Annotated in this window: 11 protein-coding genes and 1 tRNA gene; 1 reads left to right on the top strand and 11 read right to left on the bottom strand. The window is 70.1% G+C overall.

The window, feature by feature from the left end; all coding sequences use genetic code 11:
* Positions 1-18: 18 nt before the first annotated feature.
* Together ACFC96_RS20320 and ACFC96_RS20315 are read right to left on the bottom strand one after the other, a co-directional pair.
* Positions 19-1293 carry a hypothetical protein gene (locus ACFC96_RS20320; protein WP_376613457.1) on the bottom strand — a complete coding sequence of 425 codons (1275 nt, stop codon included), beginning with the start codon at positions 1291-1293 and terminating at the stop codon, positions 19-21.
* Positions 1294-1333: 40 nt separating this feature from the next.
* Positions 1334-1840: a SigE family RNA polymerase sigma factor gene (locus ACFC96_RS20315; protein ID WP_376227280.1), complete on the bottom strand. Its 507-nt coding sequence runs from the start codon at positions 1838-1840 to the stop codon at positions 1334-1336.
* A gap of 589 nt (positions 1841-2429) precedes the next feature.
* Between ACFC96_RS20315 and ACFC96_RS20310 the strand changes: the two genes are divergently transcribed.
* Positions 2430-2870, top strand: a complete 441-nt coding sequence (locus ACFC96_RS20310) for a VOC family protein (protein ID WP_376227281.1) — start codon at positions 2430-2432, stop codon at positions 2868-2870.
* A 370-nt stretch (positions 2871-3240) separates the two neighbouring features.
* On the opposite strand, the gene ACFC96_RS20305 is transcribed toward ACFC96_RS20310, so the two are convergent.
* The 9 genes from ACFC96_RS20305 to ACFC96_RS20265 all read right to left on the bottom strand — a co-directional run bounded on the left by ACFC96_RS20305 (position 3241) and on the right by ACFC96_RS20265 (position 18506).
* Positions 3241-3314 (bottom strand) — tRNA-Thr (locus ACFC96_RS20305).
* A 129-nt stretch (positions 3315-3443) separates the two neighbouring features.
* Positions 3444-5018: an alpha/beta hydrolase gene (locus ACFC96_RS20300; RefSeq protein WP_376613455.1), complete on the bottom strand. Its 1575-nt coding sequence runs from the start codon at positions 5016-5018 to the stop codon at positions 3444-3446.
* A gap of 79 nt (positions 5019-5097) precedes the next feature.
* A complete protein-coding gene (locus ACFC96_RS20295; RefSeq protein ID WP_376613454.1) occupies positions 5098-6303 on the bottom strand; it encodes a DNA polymerase III subunit delta' in 1206 nt (401 codons plus the stop codon).
* 221 nt (positions 6304-6524) lie between these two features.
* Positions 6525-9755: a dTMP kinase gene (gene tmk, locus ACFC96_RS20290; protein WP_376613452.1), complete on the bottom strand. Its 3231-nt coding sequence runs from the start codon at positions 9753-9755 to the stop codon at positions 6525-6527.
* A gap of 117 nt (positions 9756-9872) precedes the next feature.
* On the bottom strand, positions 9873-12707 hold the full coding sequence (gene topA, locus ACFC96_RS20285) for a type I DNA topoisomerase (RefSeq protein WP_376613450.1): 2835 nt from the start codon (positions 12705-12707) through the stop codon (positions 9873-9875).
* A 249-nt stretch (positions 12708-12956) separates the two neighbouring features.
* Entirely contained in the window at positions 12957-13154 is a 198-nt protein-coding gene (locus ACFC96_RS20280) for a hypothetical protein (RefSeq protein WP_376255844.1), read from the bottom strand.
* A 224-nt stretch (positions 13155-13378) separates the two neighbouring features.
* A complete protein-coding gene (locus tag ACFC96_RS20275) occupies positions 13379-14902 on the bottom strand; it encodes a methyltransferase (protein WP_376613448.1) in 1524 nt (507 codons plus the stop codon).
* 384 nt (positions 14903-15286) lie between these two features.
* Positions 15287-15877 (bottom strand): small secreted protein, encoded by a 591-nt coding sequence (locus ACFC96_RS20270; RefSeq protein ID WP_376255840.1) that lies wholly within the window; start codon positions 15875-15877, stop codon positions 15287-15289.
* A 223-nt stretch (positions 15878-16100) separates the two neighbouring features.
* Entirely contained in the window at positions 16101-18506 is a 2406-nt protein-coding gene (locus ACFC96_RS20265; RefSeq protein WP_376255838.1) for a sodium-translocating pyrophosphatase, read from the bottom strand.
* Positions 18507-18566: the final 60 nt, after the last annotated feature.

Raw genomic sequence — 18566 nt, 5'->3', positions numbered from 1 at the left:
CGAGTGTCTCGCGGCGCTCTACCCCCGCCACTTCCCGCTCGTGGCTATCGCCTTGAGCTGTGTCATGGTCAGCGCGGGCGTGGCCCTTGTGGCCGCGGTGTTCTGCGCGCCTGAGTTGAACGCCGATATCACCACACGGAGCCCGTCCTTGCGGATCGTGTCCGCGGTCCACATCACCACGCCCTGACCTCCCTTCTCGCCGGGCCCTTGATGCGTGACGACCTTCGTGCCGTCGGACAGGGTCTGCGCTCCGGAGCCGAAGAGCTCACCCTCCACATCTGACATGTTCGACTGCACATTGATCTGGACGAGGCTCGCCCCCTTGCCGTCGTTCACCACGACGTACGCGAAGCCGTCGTCGCCGTGGCGGGTCGTCACCTTGGCACTCTTCGGAAGCAGCGAAGTGAGGTTCTTGAGGATGGTGTCGCCGGTGGCAGCCTGCGGGACCGGCTGCTGCACGGGCTCGTCCTGCGGCTTCGGCAACGCCCGCAGAATCGGGCGCCACTCCTTGGAGGTCACCAGGGCCTTCAACTGTGCGGCACTGAGTGGCGGTTCGTCCCGGGAGACGGGCTCGCCCTTCTCCGCCGGTGCGTTCCATTCGCTGGCATCGACGGTGTAGCCCTCCAGCGTCACCAGGTACGCATGCCACCACTTGGTGTCCGCGCGCTTGTCCGGGTACTCGTAGCCCTGCAGGAGCAGCAGTCGCGAGCCGTCAGCCAGCGTCTTGCTCGAACAGGAGTCGTACGGCGTATAGACCTTTTCGGGACAGGCGAGCTGCTCAGCGACCGCCGTGCCCTCAGGGTCGACCCGGCCCAGACTCACGCCGATCGCCGCCTTGCCCTTGCCGTCGTCGAAGACGACCGAGGCGAGCGGCCCGAGTCCGTCCTCCGTACCGCGGCCCGCCTCGCTGCTGAACTTGCCGTCGGGCAACAGCCCTTCGAGGGTCTTGATGAGATGGCCGGCGGAGAACTGCGGCCCCTCGCCGGGCGTACTCGTCTTCCCCTGCTTCGTGCTCCCCGGCTCGGGCTGCGCGGCCACCGGGCTGCCGTGCCCGGCCTCGGCCCCGAAAGCCCCGGCTGCGTATGACGCGCCGAATCCGACCGCGGCGAGCGCGGCGAAACTCCCTGTGACCGTCGCGGCCCGACAGCGCCGCAGCCTGCGTCGGCCGCGCGCCATGCCGCCGTCGACCAGCGGCCCACCCCTGGCGTCGAACGTCTCACCGGTTATCCGCAGGGCCTCCCCGAGGCCACCCACGAAGGCTTCCCGGTCACGGTCTTCGTCTGTTCCCGACATACCGAACCACCACTCCTCACACCGAATCGGATCAAGCTCACTACGCGGCGAACTCGGCCACACTGCCGCCCAGTTGTTCTCGCAGCCTGGCCAGCGCCCGCGTGCTGCGCGTACGCACTGCCGCCGAGCTGACGTTCAGAATGTCCGCGGTCTCCGTCACGGATCGGTCCTCCCAGTAGCGCAGGACGATCACCGCCCGGTCCTTCGGCGGCAGCTGCCGCAGCGCGTCGAGAAGAGTGATCCGCAGCGAGGCGTCGCCCGGCGGAATGTCCGAGGTCTCCGGAAGCTCGCCGCTGGGCCGCTCCTGCGCGGAACGCCGCCGCTGGTGCGCGAGAAAGGCACGTATGAGCACGGTCTGGGCGTACGCCGCCGGGTTCCCGACCCGTGACGACCGCCCCCACACCACGTACATCCGCCCCAGCGTCTCCTGCACCAGATCCTCGGCGAAGTGCGTGTCGCCACTGGTCAACAGGCATGCCGAACGGAACAGATGTCCTGTCCGGGCCTCCGCGAACTCCCGGAACCGGCTCTCCTCGGACCGCCTCATCAGGCGCCCTCCCCCTCATCGCCCCACACCTTTTAGATGCGCTGAGGCGGACGGGATGTTTCAGCGACGCCGCGATCCCCCGAGAGCCTGCGGCGCGCACTCTACGATCAGCGCGAGATACGACGCGGCCCGGCACGCCCGCCCGCCCACCCGCCTCAACCCGAGACGAGCGGACCGTGCCATGCCGTGCCGTGCCGTGCCGTGCAATCGTCGGCGCATCTCCCCTGACCTGGTGCTGCACGGACGCGCCGAGCGCGACAGACGACCGACGCCTACGACGCGTATTCGCCGGAGGGGCGCCCATGTCCACTGGCTACAGCCGCTCCTGCCGGGTATCTGGCTGAGCATGCTCGGCTCTGATCTACACCTCGCACAGCGCGGCAACCACGGTGTGGGCCTTCGTGGGAGCGATTCTCATCGTGCCGGCGGTGAGTCGGTGCAACGTCCGGCTACGGATGGAACTCATCTGAGGCGCGATCCGGACTTTTCGGAGTTCGGCGGTCCGCGGATGTCGAGAACGTGCCGCCGGCGCCGTCCCAGGGACATCAGCGGTCACCACCGGCCGCACGAGGAAGAGGGAGAAACCAACATGGCAATTCAGCGGATGGACAACGTCGGCATCGTCGTCGAGGACATGGACGCCGCCATCGCGTTCTTCGTGGAACTCGGTCTGGAGCTGGAGGGCAGGGCGGAGGTCGAGGGCCTCTTCGCCGACCAGTGCACCGGACTCGACGACGTCCGCTGTGACATCGCGATGGTCCGGACCCCGGACGGTCACAGCCGGCTCGAGCTGGCGAAGTACCGCAGCCCCGCGGCGATCAGCGCCGGGCCGCGCAACCGGCCGCACAACATTCTGGGCACGCACCGCGTCATGTTCGCCGTCGACGACATCAAGGACACCGTTGCCCGCCTGCGCCCTCACGGAGCCGAACTCGTCGGCGAGATCGCCCGGTTCGAGGACAGCTATCTGCTCTGCTACCTCCGCGGCCCGGAAGGCATCATCGTCGGGCTGGCCGAGCAGCTGCACTGAGTACGAGGAGCCGAACCGTGCCGCCGAACGGAAGCCATGGGATGGACCTCGGAGAGAGTTGGCTCGCCGCCTCTGACGTCGTTTGTCGGCGTGGCGGAACTGTCGGCGAGTCGGGCGGCCCGTGGACGATTTGGCACACACGGATCAGCCGGCCCCGGCGCTACGTGAAAGGCCGGTCCGCCCCCTCGAAGGACGTCATGCGCCGCATCGGCGACGCCTTCACGCCCGCGCCGGAACCGACGAGCGAAACCAGAACCGAGACCGGAACCGAGACCGTGGGCAGCAGGGTGGCCCGCGCCCGGCGGCGCCGCCGTATCCAATAAAAGCAAAAGCCCCAGGTCACGGCGAGTGAGTCCTGGGGCTTCTACGGAGCCGCCTTCGGGATTCGAACCCGAGACCTACGCATTACGAGTGCGTTGCTCTGGCCATCTGAGCTAAGGCGGCGCGCTGTCTGCACCATGGTGCAGTCAGCAACGTCGCCAAGTCTACACAGTTTTTGGGGGTGCTCCGCACACCCCCCGAGGAGGCCCCGGGATGCGCGTCCCAGGGTGCCGAAAAGTTCCCCTGCACCCCTTATGAGCAGCGCTTTCCGTCCTTGGGCGGGGTGCCGTCCAAGAGGTACGTGTTGATCGCGGAGTCGATGCAGGCACTGCCGCGGCCGTACGCGGTGTGGCCGTCGCCCACGTAGGTGAGGAGCGTGCCGGAGTCGAGCTGGCCGGCGAGGGCCTGCGCCCAGCGGTACGGGGTGGCCGGGTCGCGGGTCGTGCCGACGACGACGATCGGGGCGGCGCCCTTCGCCTCGATGCGGTGGGGCTCACCGGTCGCCTTCACCGGCCAGTACGTGCAGTTCAGCGCCGCCCACGCGAGGCCTTCGCCGAAGACCGGGGACGCTTTCTCGAAGGACGGCAGGGCCGCCTTCACGTCGTCGGGGCTCTTGAAGGACGGGGGCAGGTCGAGGCAGTTCACGGCCGCGTTGGCTGCCATCAGGTTCGCGTACGTGCCGTCGCCGTCCCGCTCGTAGTAGCTGTCGGAGAGGGCGAGCAGACCCGCGCCGTCCTTGTCCTTGATCGCCGAGCTGAGCGCGGAGCGCAGCTGCGCCCAATCCTCCTTGTTGTACATCGCCGCGATCACGCCGGTCGTGGCGAGGGCCTCGCCGAGCTTGCGGCCCGAAGGGTCACCGGTGGGGATGGGCGTGCGGTCCAGTTCGGTGAAGAAGGACTTGAGGCGCTTGCTCGCGTCGGCGGCGCTCCCGGTGCCCAGGGGGCAGTCGGAGCGCCGTGCGCAGTCCTTCGCGAACGACTGGAACGCCGTCTCGAAGCCGGCCGTCTGGTCGCGGTTCATCTCCCGCGCCGGCAGGGACGGGTCCATCGCGCCGTCCAGGACCATGCGGCCGACCCGCTCCGGATAGAGCCCCGCATAGGTCGCCCCGAGGAACGTGCCGTACGACGCCCCGACATAGTTCAGTTTGTCGTCGCCTAGCGCCGCGCGCAGGATGTCCATGTCGCGGGCCGCCTCGACCGTGGAGACGTGCGGCAGCACCTTGCCGGACCTCGCCTCGCAGCCGGCCGCGAACTTCTCGAAGGCCGCCGACAGTCCCTTCGTCTCCGCCTGGTCGTCGGGCGTGACGTCGGTCTGCGTGTACGCGTCCATCTGCTTGCCGTTGAGGCACTCGACCGGTTCGCTGCGGGCGACGCCGCGCGGGTCGACCGCGACCATGTCGTAGCGGGCGCGGACCGCCGCCGGGTAGCCGAGGGCGGCGTACGACTGGAGGTAGCCGATCGCCGAGCCGCCGGGTCCGCCGGGATTGACCAGGAGTGAGCCGAGTCGCTTGCCCGGGCCGGTGGCCTTCTTGCGGGCGACGGCCAGCTTGATGTCACCGGCTTCCGGCTTCGCGTAGTCCAGCGGCACCTTCATCGTGGTGCATTCGAAGCCGGGGACGCCGCACTCGCGCCAGCTCAGCGTCTGCCCGTAGTAGGCGGAAAGGTTGGCGGGGGTCGCCTTGGGCAGCGCGGCGAGCGAGACGTCCGACGTCCGTGTGCTTCCCGAACTCCCTGGTGAGCAGGCGGACATGAGGAGCCCGGCGACGGCGAGCAGGGTTCCACAGGCCCGAAGGCCTCGGACAGGGGAATGGTGGCGCCTGAAGTACATCAGCCGAGCGTAACCGTCCGCGTTCGGTCAGTAGCGATGTGCGGCGACCGCGCCTCGTACGAGTTACCCGAAGGGCGTCTCAGCCCGCCCGCAGCGCCATCGTCATCGCCTCCACCGCGAGCAGCGGCGCCACATTGCGGTCGAGCGCGTCACGGCATTCGGCGATCGCCTCGATGCGGCGGAGCGTGGCCTCGGGCGAGGCCCCGCGGGCGAGGCGCTCCAGGATGTCCTGCGCATCGGTGTTCGCGAGGGCGACGCGGGAGCCGAGCTGCAGGGCGAGCACATCGCGGTAGAAGCCCGTCAGGTCCGTGAGGGCCAGGTCGAGGCTGTCTCGCTGCGTACGCGTTCTGCGGCGCTTCTGGCGGTCCTCCAGCTCCTTCATGGCGCCCGCCGTGCCCCTCGGCATCCGGCTGCCGCTCTGTCCGCCGAGCGCCGCCTTCAGCTCCTCGGTCTCTTTGGCCTCGACCTCCTCGGCGAGCTGCTTGGTGTCCTCCGCCGCGGTGTCGATCAGCTCCTGCGCGGCCTTGAGGCACCCGCCGATGTCGTCGATCCGCAGGGGCAGCTTCAGCACCGCCGCTCTGCGCGCTCGCGCGCGTGCGTCCGTGGCCAGGCGCCGCGCACGGTCGATGTGGCCCTGCGTGGCGCGGGCGGCTTCGGCGGCGACGGCCGGCTCGATGCCGTCGCGTCGCACGAGCATGTCGGCCACCGCCTCGACGGCGGGCGTACGCAGCGTCAGGTGCCGGCAGCGGGAGCGGATCGTGGGCAGCACGTCTTCGAGGGAAGGCGCGCAGAGCAGCCAGACGGTCCGCGGGGCGGGCTCCTCCACGGCCTTCAGAAGTACGTTCCCCGCGCCCTCCGTGAGGCGGTCCGCGTCTTCCATGACGATGACCTGCCAGCGGCCCACGGCGGGCGACAGCTGCGCTCTGCGGACGAGCTCGCGGGTCTCCTTCACGCCGATGGAGAGCAGATCCGTACGGACGATCTCCACGTCGGCGTGCGTGCCGACGAGGCTGGTGTGACAGCCGTCGCAGAATCCGCAGCCGGGGGCTCCGCCCAGCGCTCGGTCCGGGCTGACGCACTGGAGCGCCGCGGCGAACGCACGCGCCGCCGTCGCCCGCCCCGCGCCGGGCGGACCGGTGAACAGCCAGGCGTGCGTCATCTTGGATGCCTCGGGCAGCGGCGCCTTCGCCGCCGTGGCCGTGACGAGCGCGTCGGCGTCCCGCGCGGCGGCGTCGAGCTGCGCGGCCACGCGCTCCTGACCCACCAGGTCGTCCCATACGGGCATGGACTACCGCCTCACCGTCGAACTCCGGCACTTCGCTCTACCGGATTCATTGTGCGGGACGGCACTGACAACGCCGTCCGGCGACCGAGCCGCCCGGCCCTCCCGGCGATCGGGCCGACGATCGCTCGCCGGACGGCGGCAGGACCCTCCCCGGCCGACTCGGCGCCGACCCGGTCGGGTCAGCGCCGCGCGCCGTCGGCTCAGCGCCGTGTCCCGTCGGCTCAGCGCCGCCCCCGGCGCTTGCCGCTCGTGCCCTCGTCTCCGTCGTCGTCGTGCCCACCGAGCAGTTCGTCCGCCAGCGTCGGCAGGTCGTCCAGCGGGGTCTCCTCCGCCCAGTCGGGCCTCGGCCGCTGACGGGGCCGGCCCTCCTCGTCGACCTGGGGCAGCTCACGCGTCCGGTCGTTCGCACCATGACCGGTACCCGCACCTCCGGCCGACGGCGCCGAAGTCTGGCGCTCGTCACGGAAGTACCCCGGAGGAACCCGATCCGCCGGCCCGCCATCGCCGGCACCAGCACCGCTGCCGACGGAGTCATCACGCACCGGCGGCAGCACCGCCGTCTCGTCGGCGGCCCTCGCCTGGCGTGCGGGATTCGGCGGCATCGGCAGCTGAGTGGTCTCGTCGTTGTCCCCGCCGCGCCAAGCACCGCGCCCAGCCCCGGCCCCTGCCTCGGAACTCGTACCTGCGTCCCTGACCGGTGGCAGCACGGCCGTTTCGTCGGCCGCGCCACCCGTGGGATTCACCACGGGCGTGGGAACGGTGGTCTCGTTGTCGGCCCTGGAGGACCGGCCGGCACCCTCGGACGTGGCCCCGGCCGCAGAAGCAGCCGCTGACTCGGACGCGGCCGAAGCCGACGCCGCAGAGGCAGCCGCCGCGGACGCCGCCGCCAGCCGACGGGCCTCCTCCGCCCGCAGCAGCGCCTCCTCCGCCTTGCGCTGCTTCTCCAGGCGTCGTTCCTCGGCCTCCGCGCGCAGGCGCGCCTCTTCCTCCGCCTGACGGCGGCGGCGCTCCTCCTCGGCGGCCCGGGTCTGTTCCTCGGCGAGGAGCCTGGCGCGCTCCTCCTCGGCACGGCGACGCGACTCCTCGGCGCGTTGGCGGGCCGCTTCGGCCTGGCGCTCGGCCTCGCGCCGCTGCGCCTCCTCCAGCTCGCGCTGCTTGCGCTCCTCCTCCTCGGCGCGCAGCTTGGCGAGCTGTGCCAGCCGCTCGCGTTCGACGCGCTCCTCCTCGGCCTTGCGGGCGGCCTCGGCCTCGGCCTTCCTGCGGGCCTCCTCCTCGGCGGCCTTGCGGGCCTCTTCCTGGGCCTTCACCTCGGCGTCGGAGAGCGGCAGCACCATGTCGAGCCGGTGCCGGACCACGGTGGTGACGGCTTCCGGCTCCTGGGCCGCGTCGACGACGAGGTAACGGCCGGGGTCGGCGGCGGCGAGCGTGAGGAAACCGGAGCGCACGCGCGCGTGGAACTCGGCCGGCTCCGATTCGAGACGGTCGGGCGCCTCCGTGAACCGCTCGCGGGCCGCCTGCGGGTCGACGTCGAGCAGAACGGTCAGATGCGGTACGAGTCCGCCGGTCGCCCAGCGGTTGATGCGGGCGACCTCGGTCGGCGACAGGTCACGGCCGGCCCCCTGGTAGGCGACGGACGAGTCGATGTAGCGGTCGGAGATGACGACGGCGCCGCGCTCGAGGGCGGGCCGTACGACGGTGTCCACGTGCTCCGCGCGGTCGGCGGCGTACAGGAGGGCCTCGGCGCGGTGCGAGAGGCCGGCCGACGACACGTCGAGGAGGATCGAGCGCAGCCGCTTGCCGACCGGGGTCGCGCCGGGTTCGCGGGTGACGACGACCTCGTGGCCCTTGCCGCGGATCCACTCGGCGAGTGCCTCGGCCTGGGTCGACTTCCCGGCGCCGTCACCGCCCTCCAGGGCGATGAAGAAGCCGGTGGCGGCGGGGGCCTGCGCCGGATCGTTCCCGCCCAGCAGGGCGTCGCGCAGGTCGTGCCGCAGGGGCACTCCGCTGCGGTCGTCGGCCTTGGCGAGCACGAGGGCGGCCACGGGCAGCAGCAGGGCGCCTACGAGCATCAGCGTGAAGGCCGCGCCGCCGTGCGCGAACACGAACTTGCCGTTGACCAGCCGGTGCGGGCCGATGGCGGCCGCGAGCAGAGGCGCGGCGACGGCGGCGACCGCGACGGACACACGGACGACGGCCTGGAGGTGCTCGGTCGTGCGGGCGCGCCGGTAGTCCTCGGACTCCTGGTCGAGGAGGGTGTGCCCGGTGTTGGCGGCGATGCCCGCGGTGACGCCGGCGACGGTGACGATCAGCAGGACGCTGGTGACGTCGGGGACCAGGCCGGCGGCGAGCAGGGCGATGCCGGTCAGGGCGATCGCCAGCGCGAGGAGCCTGCGGCGCGACAGCGACGGCAGCACGGAGGGCGCCGAGCGGATGCCGACGACCGTGCCGCCGGTGAGCCCGAGCACGAGCAGCCCGAACATCACCGGGCCGCCGGACAGGTCCTTGGCGTGCAGTACGGAGACGGCGACGGCCGCCGAGATCGCCCCGGCGACGGCGGCACAGGCGAGGACGAGGAGCGGGATGGCTCCCGTGCGTCCCTTGTCGACGCCGCTACCGGTCTTGGGGCGGCGCAGGCCCTCGAGCGGCGACCGCGCGCGCGGGGTCTGCGTGTCGGGCAGTTCGAGGAAGAAGACGACGGAGAGCGAGGCGGCGAACAGACCGGCCGCCACGTAGGAGGCCAGCGCGGCCTGGTGCAGGCCGAACCAGTCGACCCCGGCCCCGATCAGATTCCCCACGAGAGTGACGACGACGAGCGCGGCGGCCGCGAGGGGCAGCGCCACGAAACCGGTGCGCAGGGAGAGGCGTCGCAGCGCGTCCATGTGGTCGGGCAGCGGGCGTACGGCGGCGCCTTCGAGGGGCGGCGCGGGCAGCAGCGCGGGCGCCGCGCTCTCGCACGACACGGTCCAGAAGCGCTCGGCGACGCCGACCACGAAGGCGGTGACGAGCAGGACGGCCAGCGCGTTGTCCGGGGTCCAGTCGATCCACAGGGGCGCGACGATGAGGAGCGCGGCCCGCACGCCGTCCGCGCCGACCATCGTCCAGCGCCGGTCGAGGGGGCCGTCCTTGGAGGTCAGCGACGTGAGCGGGCCGAGGAGTACGGCTCCGAAGAGCAGCGTCGACAGGACGCGCGCGCCGAACACGGCGGCGACGGCGAAGGCCACGCCCCGGTATCCGCCCCCGAACGAGCCCTCGGAGACGGCCACCTGAAGGGCCAGCACCACGAGCACGAGAAGTCCGAGCGCGTCACCGATGCCGCCCACGAGTTGGGCGCTCCACAGTCGTTTCAGCTGCGGCACCCGCAGCAGGGCGCGGACTGCGCGCTCCCGGGAATCTGCGACCAGGGCGTCGTCGGGGGCCGGATTCTTGGCCGTTGGCTGCTCGGCTCGCGTCATTCGTCCAGCCTATCCGGACCCACTGACTCCCCGAAGGTCCACCCGAACATACGGCCGCCGGGGCACTCGCCCCGGCGGCCGTATGACATTCACGCGCGCGTGCACACTTCCGTGTGCCTACTCCTCCGTAGAGGTCGATTTCGAAGCCGCCGCCTTCTTGGCCGTCGTCTTCTTCGCGGCGGTCGTCTTCTTCGCGGCCGTCGTCTTCGAAGTGGCGGTCTTCTTGGCAGCCGTCTTCTTGGCGGGCGCCTTCTTCGCCGGAGCCTTCTTCGCGGCCTTCTTGGCCGTCTTCTTGGCGGGACCCTTCGCCCGCTTCTCGGCGAGCAGTTCGTAGCCGCGCTCGGGCGTGATCTCCTCGACGGAGTCGGACGACCTGAGCGTCGCGTTCGTCTCGCCGTCCGTGACGTACGCGCCGAAGCGGCCGTCCTTGACGACGACGGGCTTCCCGCTGACCGGGTCCTCGCCGAGCTCCTTCAGCGGCGGCTTGGCGGCCGCGCGCCCACGCTGCTTGGGCTGCGCGTAGATCGCGAGAGCCTCCTCCAGCGTGATGGCGAAGAGCTGCTCCTCGGTCTCCAGGGAGCGCGAGTCGGTGCCCTTCTTCAGGTACGGCCCGTACCGCCCGTTCTGCGCGGTGATCTCGACGCCCTCGGCGTCGGCACCGACCACGCGCGGGAGGGACATCAGCTTGAGGGCGTCGTCCAGGGTGACCGTGTCGATGGACATCGACTTGAAGAGCGACGCCGTACGCGGCTTGACCGCGTTCTTGCCGGTCTTCGGGGTGCCCTCGGGGAGCACCTCGGTGACGTACGGCCCGTAGCGACCGTCCTTCGCGATGATCTGGTTCCCGGAGACGGGGTCGGCGCCCAGCTCGAAGTCGCCGCTCGGCTTGGCGAGGAGCTCCTCCGCGTACTCGACGGTGAGCTCGTCCGGAGCGAGATCCTCCGGCACGTCCGCGCGCTGGTGGTTCTCGGAGTCGCGCTCGCCGCGCTCGACGTAGGGGCCGTAGCGGCCGACCCGCAGGACGATGCCTTCGCCGACGGGGAAGGACGACACCTCGCGGGCGTCGATCGCGCCCAGGTCGGTGACGAGCTCCTTGAGGCCGCCGAGGTGGTCGCCGTCGCCGTTGCCCGCGTCGGCGGCTCCTCCGGAGCCCTCGCCCTCACCGAAGTAGAAACGCTTCAGCCACGGCACGGCCTGGGCCTCACCGCGTGCGATGCGGTCGAGGTCGTCCTCCATCTTCGCGGTGAAGTCGTAGTCGACGAGCCGCCCGAAGTGCTTCTCCAGGAGGTTGACTACGGCGAAGGACAGGAAGGAGGGCACAAGCGCCGTCCCCTTCTTGAACACATAGCCGCGGTCGAGGATGGTCCCGATGATCGACGCGTACGTCGACGGGCGGCCGATCTCTCGCTCTTCCAGCTCCTTGACCAGGCTGGCCTCGGTGTAACGGGCCGGCGGCTTGGTCGCGTGGCCGTCGACGGTGATCTCCTCGGCGGACAGGGCGTCACCCTCGGAGACCTGCGGCAGCCGGCGCTCACGGTCGTCGAGTTCGGCGTTCGGGTCGTCCGCGCCCTCGACGTAGGCCTTGAGGAAGCCGTGGAAGGTGATCGTCTTGCCGGAGGCGGAGAACTCGGCGTTACGGCCGTCGGCGGAGGTGCCGCCGATCTTGACCGTGACGGAGTTTCCGACCGCGTCCTTCATCTGGGAGGCGACGGTCCGCTTCCAGATCAGCTCGTAGAGCCGGAACTGGTCCCCGGTCAGGCCGGTCTCGGCGGGCGTGCGGAAACGATCACCCGAAGGGCGGATCGCCTCGTGTGCCTCCTGCGCGTTCTTGACCTTGCCGGCGTACGTGCGCGGCTTGTCCGGCAGGTAGTCGGCCCCGTACAGCTGCGTGACCTGCGCACGAGCGGCCGAGACCGCCGTGTCGGACAGGGTCGTGGAGTCCGTACGCATATAGGTGATGAAGCCGTTCTCGTACAGCTTCTGGGCCACCTGCATCGTGGCCTTCGCGCCGAAGCCGAGCTTGCGGCTCGCCTCCTGCTGCATCGTCGTCGTGCGGAACGGGGCGTACGGCGAGCGGCGGTACGGCTTCGACTCGACGGACCGTACGGCGAAGTTCGTGTTCTCCAGGGCGGCGGCGAGCGCGCGGGCGTTCGTCTCGTCCAGAGCCAGCACATTCGCGGACTTCAGCCGGCCGAGCGAGTCGAAGTCGCGGCCCTGCGCGATGCGCTGCCCGTCGACTGCGCTCAGGCGGGCCACGAGGTTCGACGGGTCGCTGGCGTCGCCGGAGCGGCCGGTCGCGAAGGTGCCCGTCAGGTCCCAGTACTCGGCGGAGCGGAAGGCGATGCGCTCGCGCTCCCGCTCGACGACGAGGCGGGTGGCCACGGACTGGACGCGGCCCGCCGACAGGCGCGGCATGACCTTCTTCCACAGGACCGGCGAGACCTCGTAGCCGTAGAGGCGGTCGAGGATGCGGCGGGTCTCCTGGGCGTCGACCATGCGTTTGTTGAGCTCGCGCGGGTTGGCGACGGCGCTGCGGATCGCGTCCTTGGTGATCTCGTGGAAGACCATCCGGTGGACGGGAACCTTGGGCTTCAGGACCTCGAGGAGGTGCCACGCGATGGCTTCGCCCTCGCGGTCCTCATCGGTGGCGAGGAAGAGTTCGTCGGAGTCCTTCAGCAGGTCCTTGAGCTTCTTGACCTGGGCTTTCTTGTCCGCGTTGACCACATAGATCGGCTGGAAGTCGTGTTCGACGTCCACACCGAGCCGGCGCACCTCGCCGGTGTACTTCTCGGGCACCTCGGCGGCGCCGCTCGGGAGGTCGCGGATGTGCCCGACGCTCGCTTCGACGACGTATCCAGGACCGAGGTAGCCCTTGATCGTCTTCGCCTTGGCAGGCGACTCGACGATGACGAGTCGGCGGCCGCCCTGTGCGGTCTCGCTGGTCGGGGACAACTTCGCTCTTCTCTCCGGTCGGCGCTGGGGATCCCCCGCGCCCTCAGGACGTGGGGGTCGGCACTGCGGTACGTGCGGTGACGCTGCGGAGTGTGACGGTACCTCCCGCCCCCGTGTCAAACGGGAAAAGCCCGCAACGGCCACTCGAACGGTAACCCGACTACCGACGATCCTGCCGCCCGGAGTGCCCACAGGGTGTCCGGAACATCCACCGGGCCCTCACCCGGGACGCCCCCTGCGGGCCGCCGCTCAGAACCGGCCGAAGCACCACACCCCGAGTACCAGGGAGGCCACCGCGGCCAGCGTGGCGAGCGTCGCCGATGCGACAGGGTTCACACCGTCGGCGACGGGGGCGCGGTGCAGGACACGCGCCCCGGTCCACAGCAGCAGTCCCGCCCCGAACAGCGTGAACACGGTCCCGGCGAAGATCGCTGGTCCGCTTTCCATGGCTTTTCCTCCCGGCGCCGGTGTCCCTGGCCGGTGAGGCTGACACGCACGGGAGACGACAGGGCGAACCCCGGGTGAACGACCGCCGTGGCATGCCTGTGGCAACGATGTCACGGGCGCGGTCGGAGATCTTTTGAGGCCTCTCGGAAGATCTCCGGGCCCTTCCGAGATCTTCCGAGATCTTCCGAAAGAAAATGCAGAGCGGAATCGTGTCAGCCCCCGCGTCAGACCTGGGCGGGCTCCAGGAACCCCTGCTCGACGAGCATCCTGATCTGCGCGGGCGTGCGGTCCCGCAGCAAGACCGGGTCCTCCCCCACGAGTTGCGCGATGGCGTCGAGGATCCGCCCGGCGCTGAGGGTGCCGTCGCAGACGCCCGCGAACCCGGCGCCGATCGTGTCCACCTTCGTGGCCCGGCGCATCCCGCGGTGCTGGCGCAGCACCACGTGCTCCGGGTCCTCGGCCCCTGGCAGCCCGACCTGCTCCTGCACGACCTCGCCCGCGAGCCTGAAGTGGGCGCCGAGCAGGGCGGCGTCGTCGTGCGTGCGCAGATAGTCGAGGCGCTCGAAGTGCGCCCGCACGGTGTCCCCGAGGGGCTGTTCGACGGAGTGCGGCCATTCCTCCACCGTGACGGACGGCTCGACACCCTCCGGGGCCTTGCGCAGGGTGATCCAGCCGAACCCGACGCCCCGCACCTTGCGCGCCTCGAACTCGTCGAGCCACGCGTCGTACAGCGCCGCGTACTCCGCCGGGTCCGTACGGTGATCCCCGGCGTCCCGCAGCCACAACTCGGCGTACTGCGTGATGTCCTGCACCTCGCGCTGCACGACCCAGGCGTCGCACCCGCGCGGCACCCAGGACCGGAGCCGGTCGGTCCACTCCTCCCCGTCGACGTGCTGCCAGTTGGCGAGAAACTGGGCGTACCCACCTTCGTTCAGTCGTGCCCCCGCCTCCTGAACGAGCGTGCGGCACAGATCGTCCCCGGCCATCCCGCCGTCGCGGTACGTCAGCCGCGCACCGGGCGAGATGACGAAGGGCGGATTCGACACGATCAGGTCGTACGTCTTGTCGCCCACGGGCTCGAACAGCGAGCCCTCGTGCAGGTCGGCGGGGCCGGTACCGGAGAGAGCGAGGGTCAGCGCCGTCATGTGCAGGGCGCGCGGGTTGAGGTCGGTGGCGACGACGCGCGTGGCGTGCCGGGTGGCGTGCAGGGCCTGGATCCCGGAACCCGTACCGAGGTCGAGCGCGCTCTCCACGGGCGTGCGTACGGTGATCCCGGACAGCGTCGTGGACGCACCGCCGACGCCGAGGACGACGCCCTCGGCGCGGCTGCCGATGCCGCCGGCGCCGCCGACGGCGCACCCGAGGTCGGACACGATGAACCAGTCCTCGCCGTCGGGCCCGCCATACGGCCGTACGTCGACGGTCGCGGCGACCTCGTCGTCACCGGCGCGCGTCAGCCACCCGCTCTCCAGGCACTCCTCGGCGGGCAGAACGGCCGCCACGCGCGCGTACTCCGCGGGCTGCTGCAACAGGAACAGCCGTACGAGCGTCTCCAGCGGGCTGTCCCCGCGGGTCGCCCGCAGGGCGGGGACGGTCTCGCTCCGCGCGAGCGCCGCGTAGGCGGGCGCCCCGAGCAGCTCGAGCAGGCCGTCGGCGGTGAACTCGGCCCCCAACAGGGACTCACGCAGCCGGGCGGCGACATCGTCACGGTCAATGGACGGCAACTTGGACAGACTGGAGCTACTCACGCCCCCATTGTCACCCCGGACCCCCGATGGCCACCCACATACGACGTGTCCCCGGCATCGTGTGAAGACGGCACCAGGGACACGGGGAAACGTCAGCGCTCCGAGTCGGCTCGCCCCGGGGCCAGCGCCCAAAGTCCGCTCACCGTAGAACCGACTCGCGTTGGAGCCGGCTCACCGTAGAACCCACTCGTCTTGGAGTCGGCTCACCGTAGAGCTGACTCACCGTAGGGCTGACTCACCGTAAGGACAGCTCCCGGAGTCAGCTCGCCTGAACCAGCAGGCGAAGCCGGCTCACCTGGGACATCACCCGAAGCCGGCGCCCGGAGGGGGCCGGTCCCCGAAGCCAGCTCACCTGAGCCGACTCCGGGGATCGGCTCACCCGCGTCAGCTTTTGGAAGGAGCCGGGGACGCGGACGCGCTCTTGCAGCTTTCCTGCTTCGCCATCGCCTTGCCGACGTCGCCCTCCTCCAGCTTCTTGAGCGCGTCGCTCCCGCTCTGGCTCAGCTTGTCGAGCTCGCCCGCGATGCCCTTGAGGCCGTCGGCGAACTTCGCCTGGTCCTTCGTGTTGAGCTTGTCGACCTGCTTCCTCAGGTCCGCGTACGAGGCCGAGATCGCGTTGAGCTCCTTGACCGCGTCCTTCTGCTTCTTCTCGCCGCCGTCGACCGGCGGGGGCCCCGCCTTGTCCACGGCCGAACCGATCGCCTTGTAGGCGTCGGACATGTCCTGGAAGGCCTGCGAGTCGGTGCTCTGGACGTCCGCGGGCTTGCTGTTGTCCGAGGTCTCCTTCTGGATCGCGGCGTTGGCGTCCTCGATCTTCTTGGCCTGCGGCTGGACCGAGTCACAGACCGTCTTGGCCCAGGAGTCGAGCTTCTCGTTGCCGTCGTCGCCGCCGCATCCCGACAGCGCAAGCACCAGTACCGCACCGCCGGACAGTGCGGCTGCAAGCTTCTTGTTCACCGGATTGGTCCCTTCCATGGCTCTCGGCCCCGGAACATACACGCCAAGTGGGCGACAATCGCATGCTGAACGTCCGCTATGAGTGCGTTATCGGCTTTTTGCAGCCATTTGCACCAAGAGAGATAAGCCTCACTGAAAAACCGTCACCTGACACGGGCGGGCGGGCAGCGCGGGCGAGGGCGCCGCGCCCCCCCCCCGCCCGTTGAGCTCGCGGCCGTACCTGACCAGGTGAAACCCGAGGTCAGGAAACCACCGCCGGATCTGCCTCCCGCTTCGATACGTGGTCGGAGTTGTCGTCGTCGCCGACCGCGATGCCACGCCTCTTGGAGACGTAGACGGAGCCGACGATCACGCCGATCGCCAGCACGGCGACGACGATCCGTACGCCCAGGCTCGCGTCCGTCCCGTAGCTGAACTTGACGACCGCGGGCGCGATGAGGAGCGCCACCAGGTTCATCACCTTCAGCAGCGGGTTGATCGCGGGACCGGCCGTGTCCTTGAACGGGTCGCCGACCGTGTCGCCGATCACGGTCGCGGCGTGGGCCTCGCTGCCCTTGCCGCCGTGGTGCCCGTCCTCGACGAGTTTCTTCGCGTTGTCCCACGCGCCACCGGAGTTGGCGAGGAAGACCGCCATCAGCGTTCCGGTGCCGATCGCGCCGGCGAGGAACGAACCGAGGGCACCGACACCGAGCGTGAACCCGATCGCGATGGGCGCGAGAACGGCGAGCAGACCCGGCGTGGCCAACTCCCGCAAGGCGTCCTTCGTACAGATGTCGACGACACGCCCGTACTCCGGCTTCTCCGAGTAGTCCATGATCCCGGGGTGTTCGCGGAACTGCCGCCGCACCTCGTAGACCACGGCACCCGCGGACCGCGACACCGCGTTGATCGCGAGTCCGGAGAAGAGGAAGACGACCGCGGCGCCGGCGATCAGACCCACCAGGTTGTTGGGCTGCGAGATGTCCATCACGAGGTTCATCGGGCCGCCGTCGCCGACCTTCTCGCCGACGTCCTTGGCGGCGGAGACGATCGCGTCACGGTAGGACCCGAAGAGCGCCGAGGCCGCGAGTACGGCCGTGGCGATGGCGATTCCCTTGGTGATGGCCTTGGTCGTGTTGCCCACGGCGTCCAGGTCGGTGAGGACCTGCGCGCCCGAGCCCGTCACGTCACCGGACATCTCGGCGATGCCCTGCGCGTTGTCGGAGACGGGTCCGAAGGTGTCCATGGCGACGATGACGCCGACCGTGGTGAGCAGACCCGTGCCCGCGAGGGCGACCGCGAACAGCGCCAGCATGATCGACGTGCCACCGAGCAGGAACGCCCCGTACACGCCGAGACCGATCAACAGGCCGGTGTAGACGGCCGATTCGAGGCCGATGGAGATTCCGGCGAGCACCACGGTGGCGGGTCCCGTGAGCGACGACTTGCCGATGTCGCGGACCGGGCGCCGACTGGTCTCGGTGAAGTAGCCCGTGAGCTGCTGGATCAGCGCGGCGAGCACGATACCGATGGCGACGGCGACCAGGGCCAGGATCCGCGGATCGCCGTCCTTCACCTTGATCGCCGCGTCGGTGACGCCGTTGAGCCCGGCATACGTCGCCGGCAGATACGTGTAGACCGCTGTGGCCACCAGGGCGAGCGAGATGACCGCGGAGATGAAGAACCCGCGGTTGATCGCGCTCATCCCGCTGCGGTCGGTCCGGCGCGGCGCCACGGCAAAGATTCCGATCATCGCCGTCACTACGCCGATCGCGGGAACGATCAGCGGGAAGGCGAGCCCGGAGTCGCCGAAGGCCGCCTTGCCGAGGATCAGCGCGGCGACCAGCGTGACGGCGTACGACTCGAAGAGGTCGGCGGCCATACCGGCACAGTCGCCGACGTTGTCGCCCACGTTGTCGGCGATGGTCGCGGCATTACGCGGATCATCCTCCGGAATGCCCTTCTCGACCTTGCCGACCAGGTCGGCGCCGACGTCGGCGGCCTTGGTGAAGATGCCTCCTCCGACACGCATGAACATCGCGATGAGCGCCGCGCCGAGGCCAAATCCTTCGAGGACCTTGGGCGCGTCGGCCGCGTAGACCAGCACGACACAGGAGGCGCCGAGCAGACCCAGCCCCACTGTGAACATGCCGACTACGCCACCCGTGCGAAAAGCGATCTTCATGGCCTTGTGCGAGACGGCGGTGAGATCCTTTTCCGGCTCACCTTCCGCCGGGGTGGCTTCCCTGGCCGCGGCGGCGACGCGCACATTGCTGCGCACCGCGAGCCACATTCCGATGTATCCGGTGGTCGCCGAGAACACCGCGCCGATCAGGAAGAAGATCGAACGCCCGGCTCGTTGATTCCAATCGTCCGCGGGCAGCAACATGAGCAGGAAGAACACCACGACGGCGAATACCGCGAGGGTCCGCAGCTGCCGCCCGAGATAGGCATTCGCGCCTTCCTGGACCGCTGCCGCGATCTTCTTCATGCTGTCGGTGCCCTCGCCCGCCGCCAGTACCTGGCGTACGAGCACTGCGGCCACCACGAGGGCGGCGAGCGCGACGATCCCGATCACCACGACGATGAGCCGGTTGTCGTCGGTCAGGACCGCGGCTGCGAAGGTTGAGGGGTGGTCAAACGCTTGAGGGGTAGAAAGCCCCGCCATTCGTCCTCCTTGACGCTTGGGCTGAGCTCAAGATGTGGACGGATTGTAGGGAGCGGCGCC

Origin of the sequence: Streptomyces sp. NPDC055955, from assembly GCF_042270245.1 — a bacterium.
In the GTDB taxonomy this organism is placed as follows: Bacteria; Actinomycetota; Actinomycetes; order Streptomycetales; family Streptomycetaceae; genus Streptomyces.
The sequence above is the reverse complement of the archived record's forward strand: the minus strand, read 5'-3'. Positions and strand labels throughout refer to the sequence as shown.

What these genes read in the sequence shown, in the direction of transcription:
- ACFC96_RS20265 (WP_376255838.1), bottom strand. Translation starts at nt 18,506, where the DNA reads ATGGCGGGGCTTTCTACCCCTCAAGCGTTTGACCACCCCTCAACCTTC.
- ACFC96_RS20270 (WP_376255840.1), bottom strand. Translation starts at nt 15,877, where the DNA reads ATGGAAGGGACCAATCCGGTGAACAAGAAGCTTGCAGCCGCACTGTCC.
- ACFC96_RS20315 (WP_376227280.1), bottom strand. Translation starts at nt 1,840, where the DNA reads ATGAGGCGGTCCGAGGAGAGCCGGTTCCGGGAGTTCGCGGAGGCCCGG.
- ACFC96_RS20310 (WP_376227281.1), top strand. Translation starts at nt 2,430, where the DNA reads ATGGCAATTCAGCGGATGGACAACGTCGGCATCGTCGTCGAGGACATG.
- ACFC96_RS20300 (WP_376613455.1), bottom strand. Translation starts at nt 5,018, where the DNA reads ATGTACTTCAGGCGCCACCATTCCCCTGTCCGAGGCCTTCGGGCCTGT.
- ACFC96_RS20295 (WP_376613454.1), bottom strand. Translation starts at nt 6,303, where the DNA reads ATGCCCGTATGGGACGACCTGGTGGGTCAGGAGCGCGTGGCCGCGCAG.
- ACFC96_RS20320 (WP_376613457.1), bottom strand. Translation starts at nt 1,293, where the DNA reads ATGTCGGGAACAGACGAAGACCGTGACCGGGAAGCCTTCGTGGGTGGC.
- tmk (WP_376613452.1), bottom strand. Translation starts at nt 9,755, where the DNA reads ATGACGCGAGCCGAGCAGCCAACGGCCAAGAATCCGGCCCCCGACGAC.
- ACFC96_RS20280 (WP_376255844.1), bottom strand. Translation starts at nt 13,154, where the DNA reads ATGGAAAGCGGACCAGCGATCTTCGCCGGGACCGTGTTCACGCTGTTC.